Raw genomic sequence first — 14,989 nt, forward strand, 5'->3', positions numbered from 1 at the left:
CCGGCACGTCGCAGGCAGCCAGGGCCAGGAGGGCGGTCAGAAACAGTGTCAGGCGCATTCAAGGGCTCCGGTGTCAGCAATCGGGTCTGGCCAGCTTGCAGCGGCAATGCCGCTGCCGCAAGGCCCGGGCGGTACAGGTATTGGGGTGGCCCGGAATTTCTTTTCCCGCAAGGGGTGTGTCGCGCAGTTAAGAAATTGGGCAGCGTACAGCCCGGCGTTTAGGCGTTTGTTAAGGCTCATTTTCGCCGCAATTGAGCCGTGAAGTTACTGCCTGCGTTGGAATTTGCATGGAAACAGGGGGATTCCTGAATTTCCTTCCTAACGAAACCCGGCGGATTTTCCCTTGTTTTTAAGAGGTTTTTTCGAAAATCGCGGCGGCCTGTTAAGTAAATAAGGGGTTTGAGAGTTCCGTCCCCGGCAGAACCGCCCGGCGTTAAGGTTTTGTTAATCTTGTCTCATTCTGCCCATGTTTCTGCCAGCGCGGCACCGCAGCAAGCCGCATTCCAGCCTCAGGACTCACCGACCATAGCAGCGTGGGAACATGGAGTGGGTCATGAGACGATTACTGGCAATTGCAGCTTCCGTATTCATCGGTTTCAGCGCCGGAGCCGCCGCGGCCGGGCAGCCTGCGCCTGTGCCGTCCGTGCCGGGATGGGAAGCTGTGGGGCGCCTGAACATTGGTGGCAGAGCCATGTGCACAGCCAGCCTGATTGCGCCTGACATGGTGCTGACGGCGGCCCATTGCATGTATGACATCCGCAATGGCCGGGCGGTCAATCCGCGGAGCATCAAATTCGAAGCGGGCCTCAACGGCCGCCGTTCCAAAGCGTCGCGAAAGGTGGTCAAGGCGGTGATCCACCCGGGATACCGCCACGGCCGGACCAGCCAGTTCCAAACCGGCACCGACATTGCCGTGCTGCGTCTTGAGCGCCCGATCAGCCCGGATGTGATCCGGCCTCTGGTCTTGGCTGCAGCCCCGGTGCGGGGGGAGCGGGTGGATGTGATGTCCTATTCCCGCCGCCATGAAAGATCACCCAGGCTGCAGACCGCCTGCCAGGTGCTGGTGGCGCGGCAGACCTCTTTGATCACCACCTGCCGGGTTGATCTCGGGGCTTCCGGTTCGCCAGTGCTGCAAATGCGCCCGGGCCGGGCGCCGCGGCTGGTCTCGGTGATTTCTTCCAAGGCGCGGATGGGCGGCAAGGGCGTGTCGCTGGCCGCTCCGCTGGGCCGCGCGCTGCAATCGCTGATGCGGCAGGCCGGTTGAGCGCAGCCGCAGCGAAACACTGTTTCCCCCCAAGTGGAAGCGGCACAGCAGAAACAGCCCCGCCTGGTGTCCGGGGCTGTCTCCGTTTCCGGCATGCCGTCCTGCGGCTACTGACTGCTGAGGCGGACGTCTTCCAGCGGGTAGGCCAGGCTGTCCTGATCTTCCCAATTCATGTGGCAGCCTGCGCAGAAGCTTTGCTTGATCTTCATTTCCTTGCCATTGGGCAGAAGCGCTGCATAGAGCCAGTCGCCGGCCTCGGGCGCCCCGCCGACGGCCAGTTTTGTCATGATGAACAACGGGCCGGGAACGGCGTTGCCTTTCTTGACTTTGAAGCTTTCCTTGGCCAGAACCGACCCTGCCGGCATGGTAAAGCCGTCATCTGCAAACTTCAGATACTGTTCAGCGGCGATGCCGTTTGCAAAGGTCTGCAGGAAACGCTCGCCATGCGGGCCGGCAAGGGCCGGGCGGGTTGATGTCACGTGCCACGAGCGGAATTCAGCGCCGACCGGATCGCCGTTCCCGGCATATCCTTCGGCCATTTTGGCCTCGATGCATTCATAAATACTGGAAACGGCCTCTGCTTCAAGTTCGGAAGGGTCGCCGTCTACAAGGCACTCCTGTGCAAGGGCGCCCACGGGTGCGAGGGCCAGAATTCCTGCGGCAATCTTCGTTGGTACATTCATGGCCTTTCTCCCTGAATTGAATAGCAGCGGGTCGTGTTGAGGTGTTCACGGTCGCATATTTCCGGGAATTGCCGGGTCACAACTCTACACGGCTGTGTGAAAGCACAGTGCGCAAAGAAAAAGCCCCGGGGCGTTGCCGGGGCTTTTGAAAACATAGGGTTGAAGCGCCTCAGGACAGGGCGCTTAGCCTTGCAGCGATTTCACCTCAACATCCCCTTCAGCCTGGGCTTTGATCGCCCGTGCGGCGGCGTTGGCGCCTGCCGCGGTGGTGAAATAGGGGATTTTGTCATAGAGCGCGACGGAACGCATTTCTTTGCTGTCTTCAACAGCTTGCGCGCCTTCGGTGGTGTTCATCAGCAGTTGAACGTCGCCGTCCTTCAGCATGTCGACCACGTGTGGACGACCCTCATAGACTTTGTTCACCAGCGCGCAGGCCACGCCCTGGGCCTCCAGCCAGGTCTGGGTGCCGCGGGTGGCGACCAGGGTAAAGCCTTGCTCCACCAGGATCTGCGCCGCTTCCAGCATCAGGCGGCCCTTGTCGGCATCCTTGATCGAGATAAAGGCGCGGCCCTGCGACGGCAGCACCATGCCGGCTCCCATCTGCGCTTTGAGGAAGGCGCGGGCAAAGGAGCGGTCCCAGCCCATGACTTCGCCGGTGGAGCGCATTTCCGGGCCAAGGATAGTATCAACGCCGGGGAAACGGGCAAAGGGCAGCACCGCTTCCTTGACCGAGAACCAAGGCATGTCCGGGTCGGCCAGGGTCATCGGGTCCGCCATCGGCGTGTTCACATCATAGCCTGCGTCCGGCTGGTACGGCGCGCGCTGCGGGAAGTTCGACAGCGGCTCCCCGGCCATCACACGGGCCGAGATCGAGGCAATGGCGCTGTCGGTTGCCTTGGCCACAAAGGGCACGGTGCGCGAGGCGCGCGGGTTCACCTCGATCAGGAAGATTTCCTCTTCGCCGGCATCATTGGGTTTGATCGCGAACTGGATGTTCATCAAGCCGACCACATTCAGCGCTTTAGCCAATGCGAAAGTCTGTTCCTTGATCTGTTCGATCACCGGTTTTTCGAGCGAGTAGGGCGGCAAGCTGCAGGCACTGTCGCCCGAATGCACGCCGGCCTCTTCGATGTGCTGCATGATGCCTGCCACATGCACATCCTTGCCGTCGCAGATCGCGTCCACGTCCAGCTCCACCGCGCCGGACAGGTAGCTGTCGAGCAGCACCGGGCTGTCGCCGGAGACCACCACCGCCTCGGCGATGTAGCGCTTCAGCTGGTCCATGTCGCGGACAATTTCCATCGCCCGGCCACCAAGCACATAAGACGGGCGGATCACCAGAGGGAAGCCGATTTCACCGGCGATTTCCAGCGCTTGCGCGTCGGTGGAGGCGATGCCGTTCTTCGGCTGCTTGAGGCCCAGAGTGTTGACCAGCGCCTGGAACCGTTCGCGGTCTTCGGCCAGGTCGATGGCGTCGGGGGAGGTGCCGAGGATCGGAATGCCTTCTTCCTCCAGTGCGTTTGCCAGCTTCAGCGGGGTCTGGCCGCCGAACTGCACGATGACGCCATGCAGGGTGCCGTTGTCCTGCTCGACCCGCAGGATCTCCATCACGTGCTCAAACGTCAGCGGTTCGAAATACAGCCGGTCCGAGGTGTCATAGTCGGTCGACACGGTTTCCGGGTTGCAGTTGATCATGATGGTTTCATAGCCCGCGTCTGTCAGCGCAAAGCAGGCGTGGCAGCAGCAGTAGTCAAACTCGATGCCCTGGCCGATCCGGTTCGGGCCGCCGCCGAGGATGACCACTTTCTTGCGGTCAGAGGGGCGCGCTTCGCATTCGACGTCACCAAAGGCAGGCGCTTCATAGGTCGAGTACATGTAGGGCGTCTGCGCTTCGAATTCGGCAGCGCAGGTGTCGATCCGCTTGAACACGGCGTTGACGCCAGCCGCACGGCGGGCCTTGCGGATCTCCGCTTCGGTCTGGCCGGTCAGCTTGGCCAGGCGGGCATCGGTGAAACCCAGCATCTTGAGCGCGCGCAGGCCTTTCTCATCCGTGGGCAGGCCGCCGTCGCGGACTTCATCCTCGGCCTGTACGATTTCGCGGATGCGGGCCAGGAACCAAGGGTCGAATTTGGTGACGCCAAAGATTTCATCATCCGTCAGCCCGTGGCGCATCGCCTGGGCAATGGTGCGCATCCGGTCGGGGGTCTGCAGGCTGATCGCCTTGAACACCGCGGCCTTGTCCGGCGCGCCGGGGATCTCCACCTCGTCAAAGCCGGTGAGGCCGGATTCCATCGACGCCAGCGCTTTTTGCAGGCTTTCGTGGATGGTGCGGCCGATGGCCATAGCTTCGCCCACCGATTTCATCGCAGTGGTCAGGTATGGTTCAGAGCCGGGGAATTTCTCAAACGCGAATTTCGGGATTTTTGTCACGACATAGTCGATGCTCGGCTCAAACGAAGCCGGGGTCACCTTGGTGATGTCGTTGTCCAGCTCGTCCAGCGTGTAGCCGATGGCCAGCTTGGCCGCGATCTTGGCAATCGGGAAGCCGGTCGCCTTGGACGCCAGTGCGGACGACCGCGACACCCGCGGGTTCATCTCGATCACCACCATACGGCCGTCGGCGGGGTTCACTGCCCATTGCACGTTGGAACCGCCGGTTTCCACACCGATTTCACGCAGCACGTTGATCGAGTGGGTGCGCATGATCTGGTATTCTTTATCGGTCAGCGTCAGCGCCGGGGCCACGGTGATCGAATCGCCGGTGTGCACACCCATCGGGTCGATGTTTTCGATCGAGCAGACGATGATCGCGTTGTCCGCCTTGTCGCGGACCACTTCCATCTCATATTCTTTCCAGCCCAGCAGGGACTCATCCACCAGGATCTGGTTCACCGGGGACGCGTCCATGCCGGTGCGGCAGAAGTGGATGTAGTCTTCGCGGTTGTACGCAACGCCGCCGCCGGTGCCGCCCATGGTAAAGGCCGGGCGGATGATTGCGGGCAGGCCGATGTCATCCAGCGCTTCCAGCGCGATGCGGATACCTTCGTCCAGGTCCGCCTTGCCGTCATCCAGCTTGGGCGCAGTCACGATCGTGGCGCGCGGGTTCTCAATGCCAAGGCGGTCCATCGCTTCGCGGAACAGCTTGCGGTCTTCAGCCATTTCAATGGCATCGCGGGTGGCGCCGATCATCTCGACGCCAAATTTCTCCAGCACGCCCATTTCTTCCAGCGCCAGCGAGGTGTTGAGGCCGGTCTGCCCGCCCATGGTCGGCAGCAGCGCGTCGGGGCGTTCTTTCTCGATGATCTTGGCGACCACTTCCGGGGTGATCGGCTCGATATAGGTGGCATCGGCCAGGCCCGGATCGGTCATGATGGTAGCGGGGTTGGAGTTGACCAGGATCACCCGGTAGCCCTCTTCGCGCAGCGCTTTACACGCCTGGGCGCCGGAGTAGTCAAACTCGCAGGCCTGCCCGATGACGATCGGACCGGCTCCGATGATCATGATCGACTGGATGTCGGTTCTTTTGGGCATGGCCATATTCCTTTGGTTGACGCGCGGGCAGCTTTGAATCAGGGGCACTGGCGAGTGCCCAAATTGTCCTGCGTTATAGGGACCGCGCCGAAAGGTTCAAGGGGGATCGGAAACGGAATTGGAAATGCCGCATCCACCCCTTTTGTTCGCATAGCGAACGTTTATATGTGGGGCCCAAGACCTCAGGGAGTCAATTCCAGTGCGGATACGCTTTGATCAGGGGCCCAAGGGGGCCGGCACATGTTTCGACCAGCCGCTGCGCATGATCCGCGCGGACCGGCCGGAAGACGTGCCGGCGGCGCTGGCAGCACTGGACGCGGCGCGAGGGGCCGGGCATTGGCTGGCAGGTTATGCGTCTTATGAGCTGGGATATGCGCTGGAGCCGAAACTGGCGGAGCGGCTGCCCGGAAACCGGCGGCTGCCGTTGATGTGCTTTGGGATTTATGATGAGCCGTCACAGTTTGCCACTAAGGGCATTGCCCGGCCGCGGGGGGGCGAGTATCGCCCGCCGTCGTACAGGACGCCCGCCTCCGGCGTGACGGTGGCGGACGGGCGGTGCCCGGCCTATCGGCCAGGCGAAGCTGGTTTGGAAGGTATTGCCCCCCGGTGGTCTTTTGAGCGCTACGCCGAAGCCTTCACGGAGGTGAACCGCAATATCGGCAAAGGCGACATTTATCAGGCCAACCTGACCTTCCCGATTGATGCACAGGCCTATGGCACCGCAGAGGAGCTGTATGCCGCGCTGCAGGCCAAGCAGACGGTGGGCCACGGCGTGCTGGTCGAACAGGAGGGGCTGCCGGACCTCTTGTCGCGCTCGCCGGAGCTGTTTTTCCGCACCGATGCGGACGGCGTGATCGAGACCCGCCCGATGAAGGGCACTCAGCCGCGCAGCGACGATCCGGTTGAGGACGCGCGGCGGCGCGACTTCCTGCGTCAGGACGAGAAGAACCGCGCCGAGAACCTGATGATCGTCGACTTGCTGCGCAACGACATCTCCCGCGTGGCACAGACCGGATCGGTGCATGTGCCGGAGCTGTTTGCGGTGGAAAGCTATGCCACGGTGCACCAGATGGTTTCCACGGTGCGCGCAAAGCTGCGGCCTGATGCCGGGCTGGCCGAGATTTTTGCGGCGCTGTTTCCCTGCGGGTCCATAACTGGCGCGCCCAAGATCCGGGCGATGGAGATCCTGGCGGATTTGGAGCCCTGGGCGCGCGACATCTATTGCGGCACCGTCGGCTGGGCGGCACCGGATGGCGCGTCCGAGTTCAACGTCGCGATCCGCACGCTGATGCTGGAAGAGGGCCGTGCGACGCTCAACGTGGGCGGCGGCGTGGTCTGGGACAGCACCGCGGAATCTGAGTATGAGGAAGCGCTATGGAAAGCCCGGTTCGCCCGCGTGACGCCATCCAGAACGATCCCGCTTTCCGCCTGATCGAAACGCTGGGCTGGCATCCAGGCAAAGGATTCCGGCATTTGGAGCAGCATTTGGCCCGGATGGCGCGCAGCGCTGCGGCGTTTGGCATCCCCTTTGACCCGGAGCAGGTGCGGCACATTCTGGCCGGGGCCGCGGGGAACATACCGCTGCGTTGCCGCCTCACGTTGGATGCGGCCGGGCAGCTGGGGCTGACTGCGCCGCCTCTGGGAAGCAGCCCTGCTGAATGGCGGCTGGGGATCGCGGACAAGAGGCTTGAGGTCGGCGATTTCTGGCTGCAGCACAAGACCACCCGCCGTGCGGTGTATGACACTGCACGCGCCAATTTGCCCGGCGGTGTGGATGAACTGCTGTTTCTGAATGAACGCGGGGAGCTGTGCGAGGGCGCCATTACCAATCTGTTTGTGACCGGCGCGGACGGGCATATGGTCACGCCGCCGCTGTCCTGCGGGTTGCTGCCGGGGGTCCTGCGGCAGGTGTTGCTGGAGCGGGGGGAATGCTATGAAGCAGTTCTTGGCCTGCGGGATCTGAAAGACGCGCAAGCCATTCACATGGGCAATTCCCTGCGCGGGCTGATCCCGGCACGGCTGGTCTGACAGGCAGCACTCCCGCGCTCAAACGCCCCCTGGCTGACGCCAGACGGCACTTGCCCTTGGGCCCCGCAGCGCGCCGTTGGCGCGCTGCGGGGGCGTGCAGACACCGCCCGCGCCCTGCAGCAGGCGGGGCGCCAGGCCCAACGCTTGCCGTCCTGTCGCATCAGCGATGGGACCCGGAAGGGGCGCGAGCCTCTCCGCACAGGGGCCACCTGCGGAAATGGCGGCCGCAGGGCGGTGAAATTGCCCAGTTTGCTTGACAACCACGTTGCAAACTTGTGTACCACCCCGGACGATTTTAAGCGCCAGCCCGGCGCACCTCCCGAATGACGGTCCACCCGGACAGACGACCCGAGACACGAAAGGTCCCGCCATGCACGCCTATCGCAGCCACACCTGCGCCGAACTGAACAAATCAAATGTCGGTGACACCGTCCGTCTGTCGGGCTGGGTCCATCGCGTGCGCGACCACGGCGGGTTGCTGTTTATCGACCTGCGCGACCACTACGGCGTGACCCAGGTGATGGCCGACCCGGACAGCCCGGTCTTTGCCGAGATCGAGAAGGTCCGCAGCGAGTGGTGCATCCGCATCGACGGCAACGTCAAGGCGCGCGACGAAAGCCTGGTGAACGCCAAGATCCCCACTGGCGAGATTGAGGTCTTCATCCGCGACATCGAAGTGCTGGGCAAATCCGAAGAACTGCCGCTGATGGTTTTCGGCGAGCAGGAATACCCGGAGGAAACCCGTCTGCGCTACCGCTATCTGGACCTGCGCCGTGAGAAGATGCAGAAGAACATGGTTCTGCGCTCCAACATGATCCAGTCGATCCGTAAGCGCATGTGGGACAAGGGGTTCAACGAATACCAGACCCCGATCATCACCGCGTCCAGCCCCGAAGGCGCGCGCGACTTCCTGGTGCCGTCGCGGTTGCACCCGGGCAAGTTCTATGCGCTGCCGCAGGCGCCGCAGCAGTTTAAGCAGCTGATGATGGTCTCGGGCTTTGACAAGTATTTCCAGATCGCGCCCTGCTTCCGCGACGAAGACCCGCGCGCCGACCGTTCACCCACCGATTTCTACCAGCTCGACCTGGAAATGTCCTTTGTCACCCAGCAGGATGTGTTCGACACCATCCAGCCGGTGATGCAGGGCGTGTTCGAGGAATTCGGACAGGGCCGCAAGGTCGACAGCGAATGGCCGCAGATCTCCTACAAGGATGCCGCCAAATGGTACGGCACCGACAAGCCGGACCTGCGCAACCCGATCAAGATGCAGGATTGCTCCGAGCATTTCCGTGGCTCCGGATTTGCCATCTTTGCCAGCCTGCTGGAAAACGAAGGCACCGAAATCCGCGCCATTCCCGCGCCTTCGGGCGGCAGCCGCAAGTTCTGCGACCGGATGAATAAATTCGCCCAGGGTGAAGGCCTGCCGGGCATGGGGTATATCTTCTGGCGCGACCAGGGCCAGGGCATGGAAGCGGCTGGCCCGTTGGCCAAGAACATCGGCCCCGAGCGTACAGAGGCGATCCGCCAGCAACTGGGGCTGGGTGTCGGCGATGCGGCCTTCTTCCTTGGCGGCAAGCCGAAGGCGTTTGAAAGCGTTGCAGGCCGCGCCCGCACCGTGATCGGCGAAGAGCTGGGCCTCACCGACAAGGACCGCTTTGCCTTTGCCTGGATCGTGGATTTCCCGATCTACGAGAAGGACGAGGAAACCGGCCGCATCGATTTCGAGCACAACCCGTTCTCGATGCCGCAGGGTGGCATGGACGCGCTGCTGAGCGATCCATTGTCGGTGAAGGGCTACCAGTACGATCTCGCCTGCAACGGCTACGAGCTGGTCTCCGGCGCGATCCGGAACCACAAGCCGGAAATCATGTTCAAGGCATTTGAAATTGCCGGCTATGGCAAGGAAGAGGTCGAAAAGCGCTTTGGCGGCATGGTCAATGCCTTCCAGTACGGCGCCCCGCCGCACGGCGGCTGCGCGGCCGGCATCGATCGTATGGTGATGCTGCTGGCGGATGAGGCCAACATCCGCGAGGTCATCATGTTCCCGATGAACCAGCGCGCCGAGGACCTGATGATGTCAGCCCCATCCGAGCCGATGAGCGATCAGCTGATGGAACTGGGCCTGCGCGTGATCCCCCAGGACCAGTAAACCGCATTTTTATGTTGAAAGAAGGCCCGGGCGATTGTCCGGGCCTTTTCAGTTGCAGCAAGGCGAGGCCGGAATTTTGCAAAAATTCCGGCCAGGAAAACAGGTGTTTTCCTGGCCGTTTCCCTTGCAGAGAAACGGTGGGCCGCAAATCTGCGGAGCAAGCGACGGAACACGCGAAGAATTGCGTATCACTTGAAAATCAGCTGTGGACCCGGGCGTTGATGCTCTACTCTGCAGGCAAGCCAGGCCGTCCAGGGAGAACAGGGCGATGCAATTTGACGGAGATTTGGCGGAGATCCGCTTTGGGGCAGGGCTGTCGCCGCTGGTGCGGCCTCCGGCATCAGCGGAGGTCATTCTTGGCCGTCTGCAGGGCGCCGATGAGATGGCCGTCAGATTTCCGGTCAGCCGTTTTGATGACGCCTTTGCGCGCGCCAAGGAATTCCGGCGGCTGAGGCGGGAGCGGAAGCGGCTGGAGGGCCAGCAAGGATACGAAGCCGCTGACAAAGCCTTCAGTGCCTACCGTCGTGCCCACAATGCGGCGCGTATTAAATGGCACGGTCAAAGGCTGCTGCGGCATGTCTATACCCGCGATGCGTTTCGTGAACGGTTGGTTCTGTTCTGGGCGGACCATTTTACCGCGCAAGGCAAAAACGGTGCGCTGCGCATTCTGGCCGCGCCCTATGCCGAGACTGTCATCCGGCCGCATGTGGCGGGCCGTTTCGAGGATATGCTGATCGCCGCAGCCACCAGCCCCTTGATGCTGCATTACCTGGATCAGAACCGCTCGGCCGGGCCGGAGAGCCGGGCGGCGAAGCGGCGCAAGCGGCTGAGCGGGCTGAATGAAAACCTCGCCCGCGAAGTGCTGGAGCTGCACACGCTGGGTGTGGACGGGCCGTATGGACAGGCGGATGTGCGGCAATTGGCCGAGCTGTTCACCGGGCTGACCGCCTCGCAGGACAAGGGTTTTGTGTTCCGTCCTGGAATGGCTGAGCCAGGGGCGGAAACCGTGCTTGGGCAAACCTATGGCGGCGGCAAGCCGGAGTTGGACCAGGTGCTGGCGGCGTTGCGAGATTTGGCGCGCCATCCTGCCACAGCGCAGCATCTGGCGTGGAAGCTTGCAGTGCATTTCACCTCTGATCAGCCGGAGCCGGGGTTGGTGTCGCATCTGGCGGCGCGCTATCAGGACAGCGGCGGCGATCTGCTGCAGGTCTATGCTGCCTTGCTCGAACACCCGGCCGCCTGGCAGCCGGATTTGCGCAACGTAAAGCCGCCGTTCGGCTATGTGGCCTCTGCCTGCCGGGCGCTGGCGGTGCCAGAGGTGCGGTTTTCCGAATTGCGCCCCAGGCAGCTGAACCGGCTGCTGCTGGCGCCGCTGACGCCTATGGGGCAGCGTTGGGAGTTTTCCGGCGGACCGGATGGCTGGCCGGAAGAGGATATGTCCTGGGTCACGCCGCACGCTCTGGCAGCGCGGCTGCGCTGGGCAATGGCAGCGCCGCGGCGGCTGGCGCAGCCGCTGCCTGACCCGCGTGTCTTTGCCACTGCGGCCCTGGGCCGTTTTGCTAATGAACGGGTCCGGTTTGCGGCGCGCGCCGCTGAAACCCAGTCAGAGGCGGTCGGGCTGATCCTGACCTCTCCCGCCTTTCAGCGCCGCTAACAGGAGGTTTGCATCATGCGGCTGACACGCCGATCCTTGCTGAACCGCTCTGCCCTGCTGGGCTGTTCACTGGCTGCGAGCCCGCTGGTCACGCCGGTCAGCTTTGCCGCCGCCCCCTGGGACACCCGGCTAGTGGTAATCATCCTGCGCGGCGGCATGGATGCGCTGGATGCGGTGCAGCCTTACGGCGATCCCGCATTGGCCGGGCTGCGGCAGACACTTTCAGGCGGACCGCAGGCCGGGGCTGCCGATCTTGACGGGTTCTATGCCCTGCATCCGGCGCTGGCACCGTTGCTGCCGCTGTGGCGTGCAGGGGAATTGGGGTTTGTGCAGGCGGTGTCCACACCCTACCGCGACCGGCGCAGCCATTTTGACGGCCAAGACCTGCTGGAAGCGGGGACCGCGGCACTAGGCGGTGCAAGAGGCGGCTGGCTGAACCGTTTTCTGCAGCAGATGCCTGGCGTGGAGGCGCGCACTGCCTTTGCCATCGGTCAGGAGCGGATGCTGTTGCTGGACGGTGCGGCGCCGGTCTCGCAATGGGCGCCGGGGGCGGGGCTGGCGATGAGCCCGCAGGCTGAGCGGCTTGCGGGCCTGCTGATGGAAGAGGATCCGCTGTTCCACACGGCATTGAACGAGGCGCTGGAACTGACCCGGCAGGATCTGTCTTTGGGATCCGAAGACGCGGCGGACGGCAGCGCCAGCGGCATGATGCAAGCAGCGCCGAAGGGGAGAGCGCATACCGAGATTGCTGCCTATGCGGCTGAGCAATTGCGCGGCGATACCAGGATTGCGGCGTTTTCGATCAATGGGTGGGATACGCACTACCGTCAGGCAAGCGGCCTGAAGGCCGCGCTGGGGCGCCTGTCGGAGACTGTTCTGAAGCTGCGCAGCGGCCTGGGCACCGGGATCTGGGGCAAGACGGCGGTGGCGGCTGTGACCGAGTTCGGGCGCACCGTGCGCGAGAATGGCACTGGCGGCACAGATCATGGCACCGGTGGTGCGATGCTGCTCGCAGGTGGAGCGATCCGCGGCGGCAGGGTGCTGGGGCGCTGGCCGGGGCTGGAGGAGGCTGATCTTTATGACCGGCGGGATCTATTGCCGACAGCGGATGTGCGCCAGCATCTTGCCTGGCTGTTGCATGGATTGGCAGGTGCCCGGAAAAGCGATCTGGAAAGAAATGTGTTTCCGGGGCTGGCGATGGCAGAGGATCCCGGTTTGCTATTGTAAGAGCCGTGGTTCTCCCGCCCGCTCAACCCGTTCAGGGAACGGTCTGAGCCGTTGGGCCCGGCACCGCCTGAAAGGCGGTGCCGGGCCCAAGGCCGCCAAGCGGTGCGGCGCAAGCCGCTGAGCTGCGGGCGCGGGAGAACGCCCGAAGAATGTGCGGATAGGGAAAGCTTCGATGATCCGGCTTAGAAAGACGCCGATTGCCGCCTGGCTGGTTCGCAGACGCTTAGCAGGCTGGCGTTTCCCAAACTGCAAACAGAGCGTTGTTGCCCGCCGGGGGGGACACATCCTCCGGCTGGGTCCAGCCGGACAAGCAGAGTGCCGTCAGCTTTCCGCAGAGGGAGTGCAGGCGGTCATGACACCAGTGGCAGGCCATCGTGTCCCCGCGGATGCGGCCAAAACCGGCAGGCGGCTATGGCGGCGCGCGCTGGGGTTACTGATTGCGTGATGAAAGGATCAATGCTCGGCTTTCAGTGCCCCCGCGGTTGCGGCGGATGGCGCGGGCCTCCAGACGGGTTTGACCGTAAAGCACAATGACGAGGGTGGCGAGGGCGATGAGACAGGCCTCTATCATGTCAGATCGCCGCGCGGCGCTCCAGCCGCTCCTGTACAAGGCCGGCCAGGGTTGCAGCATCCTGGGTCAGCGGTTTGCCTTTGCGCCGGGAACGGGCTAGGCGGTCGGCAGCCTCGGCAAGCGGGTTGTCGCCGGCGCTGCGGGCAACGCCGCCCAGAAACTGCGCCAGATAGGCCAGGGTCTTTTCTTCCTGACCCATGTTCAGCACATCGGCGGCATGGGCCATGTCATCGCGGTAGGCAAGGAAATCGGGTTCCACTGTTTCGTCATCCAGCGCGCGCGGGCCGGACAGTTGGCGGTCGGGTGGCAGATTTGACAGGATTTCCTGCTGGAAAGCGGCAAGCGAGGTGATCGGTTTTTCCAGAAAACCGCCAGCCCCCGCTTCAAGCGCGGCCTCTTCAAGCGTTGGATCGCCCGAGGTGGCCAGGATCACGCCGGGGCGCGGGCTGGCCTCTGCTAGTTCACGGATCAGATCGAGGCCTGAGCCGTCCGGCAGGCCGACATCGGCAATCAGCACCGACGGGCGGTAGACCTGCAGATGGCGGCGGGCGGATTTCAGGCAATCGGCCCGGCGGATGCGGGCACCGCTGCGCAGACAGAGCAGGCGCAGTGCCTCGCAGGCAAAGCGGCTGTCCTCGACCACCAGAATGGTCAGCCCCAAGAGGGGGCGACGGGTGGTGGGCAGGCGTTGAGCGGCAGCAAACAGTTCCGAATCGTCCATAACGTATCCTCCTTGCGGGATATGTTCCGACGCTAGGGATTCGAGGCTAATTACTCGTTAACAGCGCGTGCTCTGCCGCTGTGGAAGGCTGCCGTGCGGATTGGCGCACTTGCCGCGGCGCAGCATCCACCCCATAACCTGAGCGGAGGAAAAGTTTGTGAGAGGAGCACAACAGAGATGATTGGCCGCTTGAACCATGTTGCCATTGCCGTCCCCGATCTGGAGGCCGCATCCGCCCAGTACCGCAACGCGCTGGGCGCCAAGGTCGGCGACCCGCAGGATGAGCCGGATCACGGCGTCACTGTGGTGTTTATCGAATTGCCCAATACCAAGATCGAGCTGTTGTATCCCTTGGGGGAAAACTCGCCGATCAACGGGTTTCTGGAAAAGAACCCGGCGGGCGGCATTCACCATGTCTGCTATGAGGTAGAGGACATTCTGGCGGCCCGCGATCATTTGCAGGCAGAGGGCGCGCGGGTGCTGGGTTCGGGTGAGCCGAAGATCGGCGCCCATGGCAAGCCGGTGCTGTTCCTGCATCCTAAGGATTTCAACGGCTGCCTGGTGGAACTCGAAGAAGTTTGACGCTATGAGCGTCCTGCCCCGGTTGCGGGGCGGGGCGTATTCAGGAGGCCGGAACCATGGGTGTTACATCAGCGATCGTGCTTTATGCGGTGATCTGGTTTTTGACCTTTCTGGTGATTATCCCGATCCGGCTGGAGACCCAGGGTGACAAGGGCGATGTGATGCCCGGCACCCATGCGGGGGCGCCGGAGAAGCATTTTCTGAAGCAAAAGGCCTGGATCACCACCGGGGTTGCCGCACTGATCTGGGGCATTACTGCCTGGATTATCCTGTCCGAAGTGATCAGCGTGCGTGATTTCGACTGGATGGGGATGCTGCCTGACCGGGACTGAACCGCAGGCATTCCGGTTTTCGGGAACAATGGCTCCCACCCGGTTTGAATGCATTGAAAATGCATCTGCTCCGGTTGGGCGTGGCGCCGCGCGGGCGCGCGGTGCGGTGGCGGCTAGCCCGGTCCGGGCTGGAGCTGAATGCATCGCAAAGTGATAATAAGAAGAGTTTTTGCTGAGAAGCGCTTGAGGGGCAGAACTGCCTCCCAAAACGCTAATTCCAACTTGGACCGGCTGCAGCCGGGAAGGC

At 63.0% G+C, this 14,989-nt stretch carries 11 protein-coding genes; 8 read left to right on the forward strand and 3 right to left on the reverse strand.

What is annotated here, in order from left to right; translation table 11 throughout:
- Positions 1-553 precede the first annotated feature (553 nt).
- A complete protein-coding gene (locus AQUI_RS0114545) occupies positions 554-1,264 on the forward strand; it encodes a trypsin-like serine peptidase (RefSeq protein ID WP_027258157.1) in 711 nt (236 codons plus the stop codon).
- A gap of 107 nt (positions 1,265-1,371) precedes the next feature.
- Here AQUI_RS0114545 and AQUI_RS0114550 read toward each other — a convergent pair whose 3' ends face one another.
- Together AQUI_RS0114550 and carB are read right to left on the reverse strand one after the other, a co-directional pair.
- Positions 1,372-1,947 (reverse strand): cytochrome P460 family protein, encoded by a 576-nt coding sequence (locus tag AQUI_RS0114550; RefSeq protein ID WP_027258158.1) that lies wholly within the window; start codon positions 1,945-1,947, stop codon positions 1,372-1,374.
- Positions 1,948-2,130: 183 nt separating this feature from the next.
- The gene (gene carB, locus AQUI_RS0114555; protein ID WP_027258159.1) at positions 2,131-5,478 is read right to left on the reverse strand and encodes a carbamoyl-phosphate synthase large subunit; all 3,348 of its coding nucleotides are present in this window, start codon (positions 5,476-5,478) and stop codon (positions 2,131-2,133) included.
- A gap of 199 nt (positions 5,479-5,677) precedes the next feature.
- Here carB and AQUI_RS0114560 point away from each other — a divergent pair, with 199 nt between their 5' ends.
- From AQUI_RS0114560 to AQUI_RS0114580, 5 genes are all read left to right on the forward strand, one after another.
- Positions 5,678-6,910 carry an aminodeoxychorismate synthase component I gene (locus tag AQUI_RS0114560; protein WP_027258160.1) on the forward strand — a complete coding sequence of 411 codons (1,233 nt, stop codon included), beginning with the start codon at positions 5,678-5,680 and terminating at the stop codon, positions 6,908-6,910.
- Positions 6,853-7,506, forward strand: a complete 654-nt coding sequence (locus AQUI_RS0114565; RefSeq protein WP_027260017.1) for an aminotransferase class IV family protein — start codon at positions 6,853-6,855, stop codon at positions 7,504-7,506. The genes AQUI_RS0114560 and AQUI_RS0114565 overlap by 58 nt, the downstream gene beginning before the upstream one ends.
- 370 nt (positions 7,507-7,876) lie before the next feature.
- On the forward strand, positions 7,877-9,655 hold the full coding sequence (aspS, locus tag AQUI_RS0114570) for an aspartate--tRNA ligase (protein ID WP_027258161.1): 1,779 nt from the start codon (positions 7,877-7,879) through the stop codon (positions 9,653-9,655).
- A 268-nt stretch (positions 9,656-9,923) separates the two neighbouring features.
- The gene (locus tag AQUI_RS0114575; protein WP_027258162.1) at positions 9,924-11,309 is read left to right on the forward strand and encodes a DUF1800 domain-containing protein; all 1,386 of its coding nucleotides are present in this window, start codon (positions 9,924-9,926) and stop codon (positions 11,307-11,309) included.
- 15 nt (positions 11,310-11,324) lie between these two features.
- Positions 11,325-12,536, forward strand: coding sequence for a DUF1501 domain-containing protein (locus AQUI_RS0114580; RefSeq protein WP_027258163.1), 1,212 nt, complete (start codon positions 11,325-11,327; stop codon positions 12,534-12,536).
- 572 nt (positions 12,537-13,108) lie between these two features.
- On the opposite strand, the gene AQUI_RS0114585 is transcribed toward AQUI_RS0114580, so the two are convergent.
- A complete protein-coding gene (locus tag AQUI_RS0114585) occupies positions 13,109-13,828 on the reverse strand; it encodes a response regulator (protein WP_027258164.1) in 720 nt (239 codons plus the stop codon).
- Between the two features lie 177 nt (positions 13,829-14,005).
- Between AQUI_RS0114585 and mce the strand changes: the two genes are divergently transcribed.
- Positions 14,006-14,410, forward strand: coding sequence for a methylmalonyl-CoA epimerase (gene mce / locus AQUI_RS0114590; RefSeq protein WP_019296058.1), 405 nt, complete (start codon positions 14,006-14,008; stop codon positions 14,408-14,410).
- A 56-nt stretch (positions 14,411-14,466) separates the two neighbouring features.
- Complete coding sequence (locus tag AQUI_RS0114595; RefSeq protein ID WP_027258165.1) at positions 14,467-14,742, forward strand: DUF1467 family protein; 276 nt, start codon at positions 14,467-14,469, stop codon at positions 14,740-14,742.
- Positions 14,743-14,989 lie beyond the last annotated feature (247 nt).

The sequence above is a fragment of the Leisingera aquimarina DSM 24565 genome, from assembly GCF_000473165.1.
Taxonomy (GTDB): domain Bacteria; phylum Pseudomonadota; class Alphaproteobacteria; order Rhodobacterales; family Rhodobacteraceae; genus Leisingera; species Leisingera aquimarina.

Excerpts from the sequence above, each read along its gene's own strand:
- AQUI_RS0114545 (WP_027258157.1), top strand. The coding sequence starts at position 554 with ATGAGACGATTACTGGCAATTGCAGCTTCCGTATTCATCGGTTTCAGC.
- AQUI_RS0114550 (WP_027258158.1), bottom strand. The coding sequence starts at position 1,947 with ATGAATGTACCAACGAAGATTGCCGCAGGAATTCTGGCCCTCGCACCC.
- carB (WP_027258159.1), bottom strand. The coding sequence starts at position 5,478 with ATGCCCAAAAGAACCGACATCCAGTCGATCATGATCATCGGAGCCGGT.
- AQUI_RS0114565 (WP_027260017.1), top strand. The coding sequence starts at position 6,853 with ATGGAAAGCCCGGTTCGCCCGCGTGACGCCATCCAGAACGATCCCGCT.
- aspS (WP_027258161.1), top strand. The coding sequence starts at position 7,877 with ATGCACGCCTATCGCAGCCACACCTGCGCCGAACTGAACAAATCAAAT.
- AQUI_RS0114575 (WP_027258162.1), top strand. The coding sequence starts at position 9,924 with ATGCAATTTGACGGAGATTTGGCGGAGATCCGCTTTGGGGCAGGGCTG.
- AQUI_RS0114580 (WP_027258163.1), top strand. The coding sequence starts at position 11,325 with ATGCGGCTGACACGCCGATCCTTGCTGAACCGCTCTGCCCTGCTGGGC.
- AQUI_RS0114585 (WP_027258164.1), bottom strand. The coding sequence starts at position 13,828 with ATGGACGATTCGGAACTGTTTGCTGCCGCTCAACGCCTGCCCACCACC.
- mce (WP_019296058.1), top strand. The coding sequence starts at position 14,006 with ATGATTGGCCGCTTGAACCATGTTGCCATTGCCGTCCCCGATCTGGAG.
- AQUI_RS0114595 (WP_027258165.1), top strand. The coding sequence starts at position 14,467 with ATGGGTGTTACATCAGCGATCGTGCTTTATGCGGTGATCTGGTTTTTG.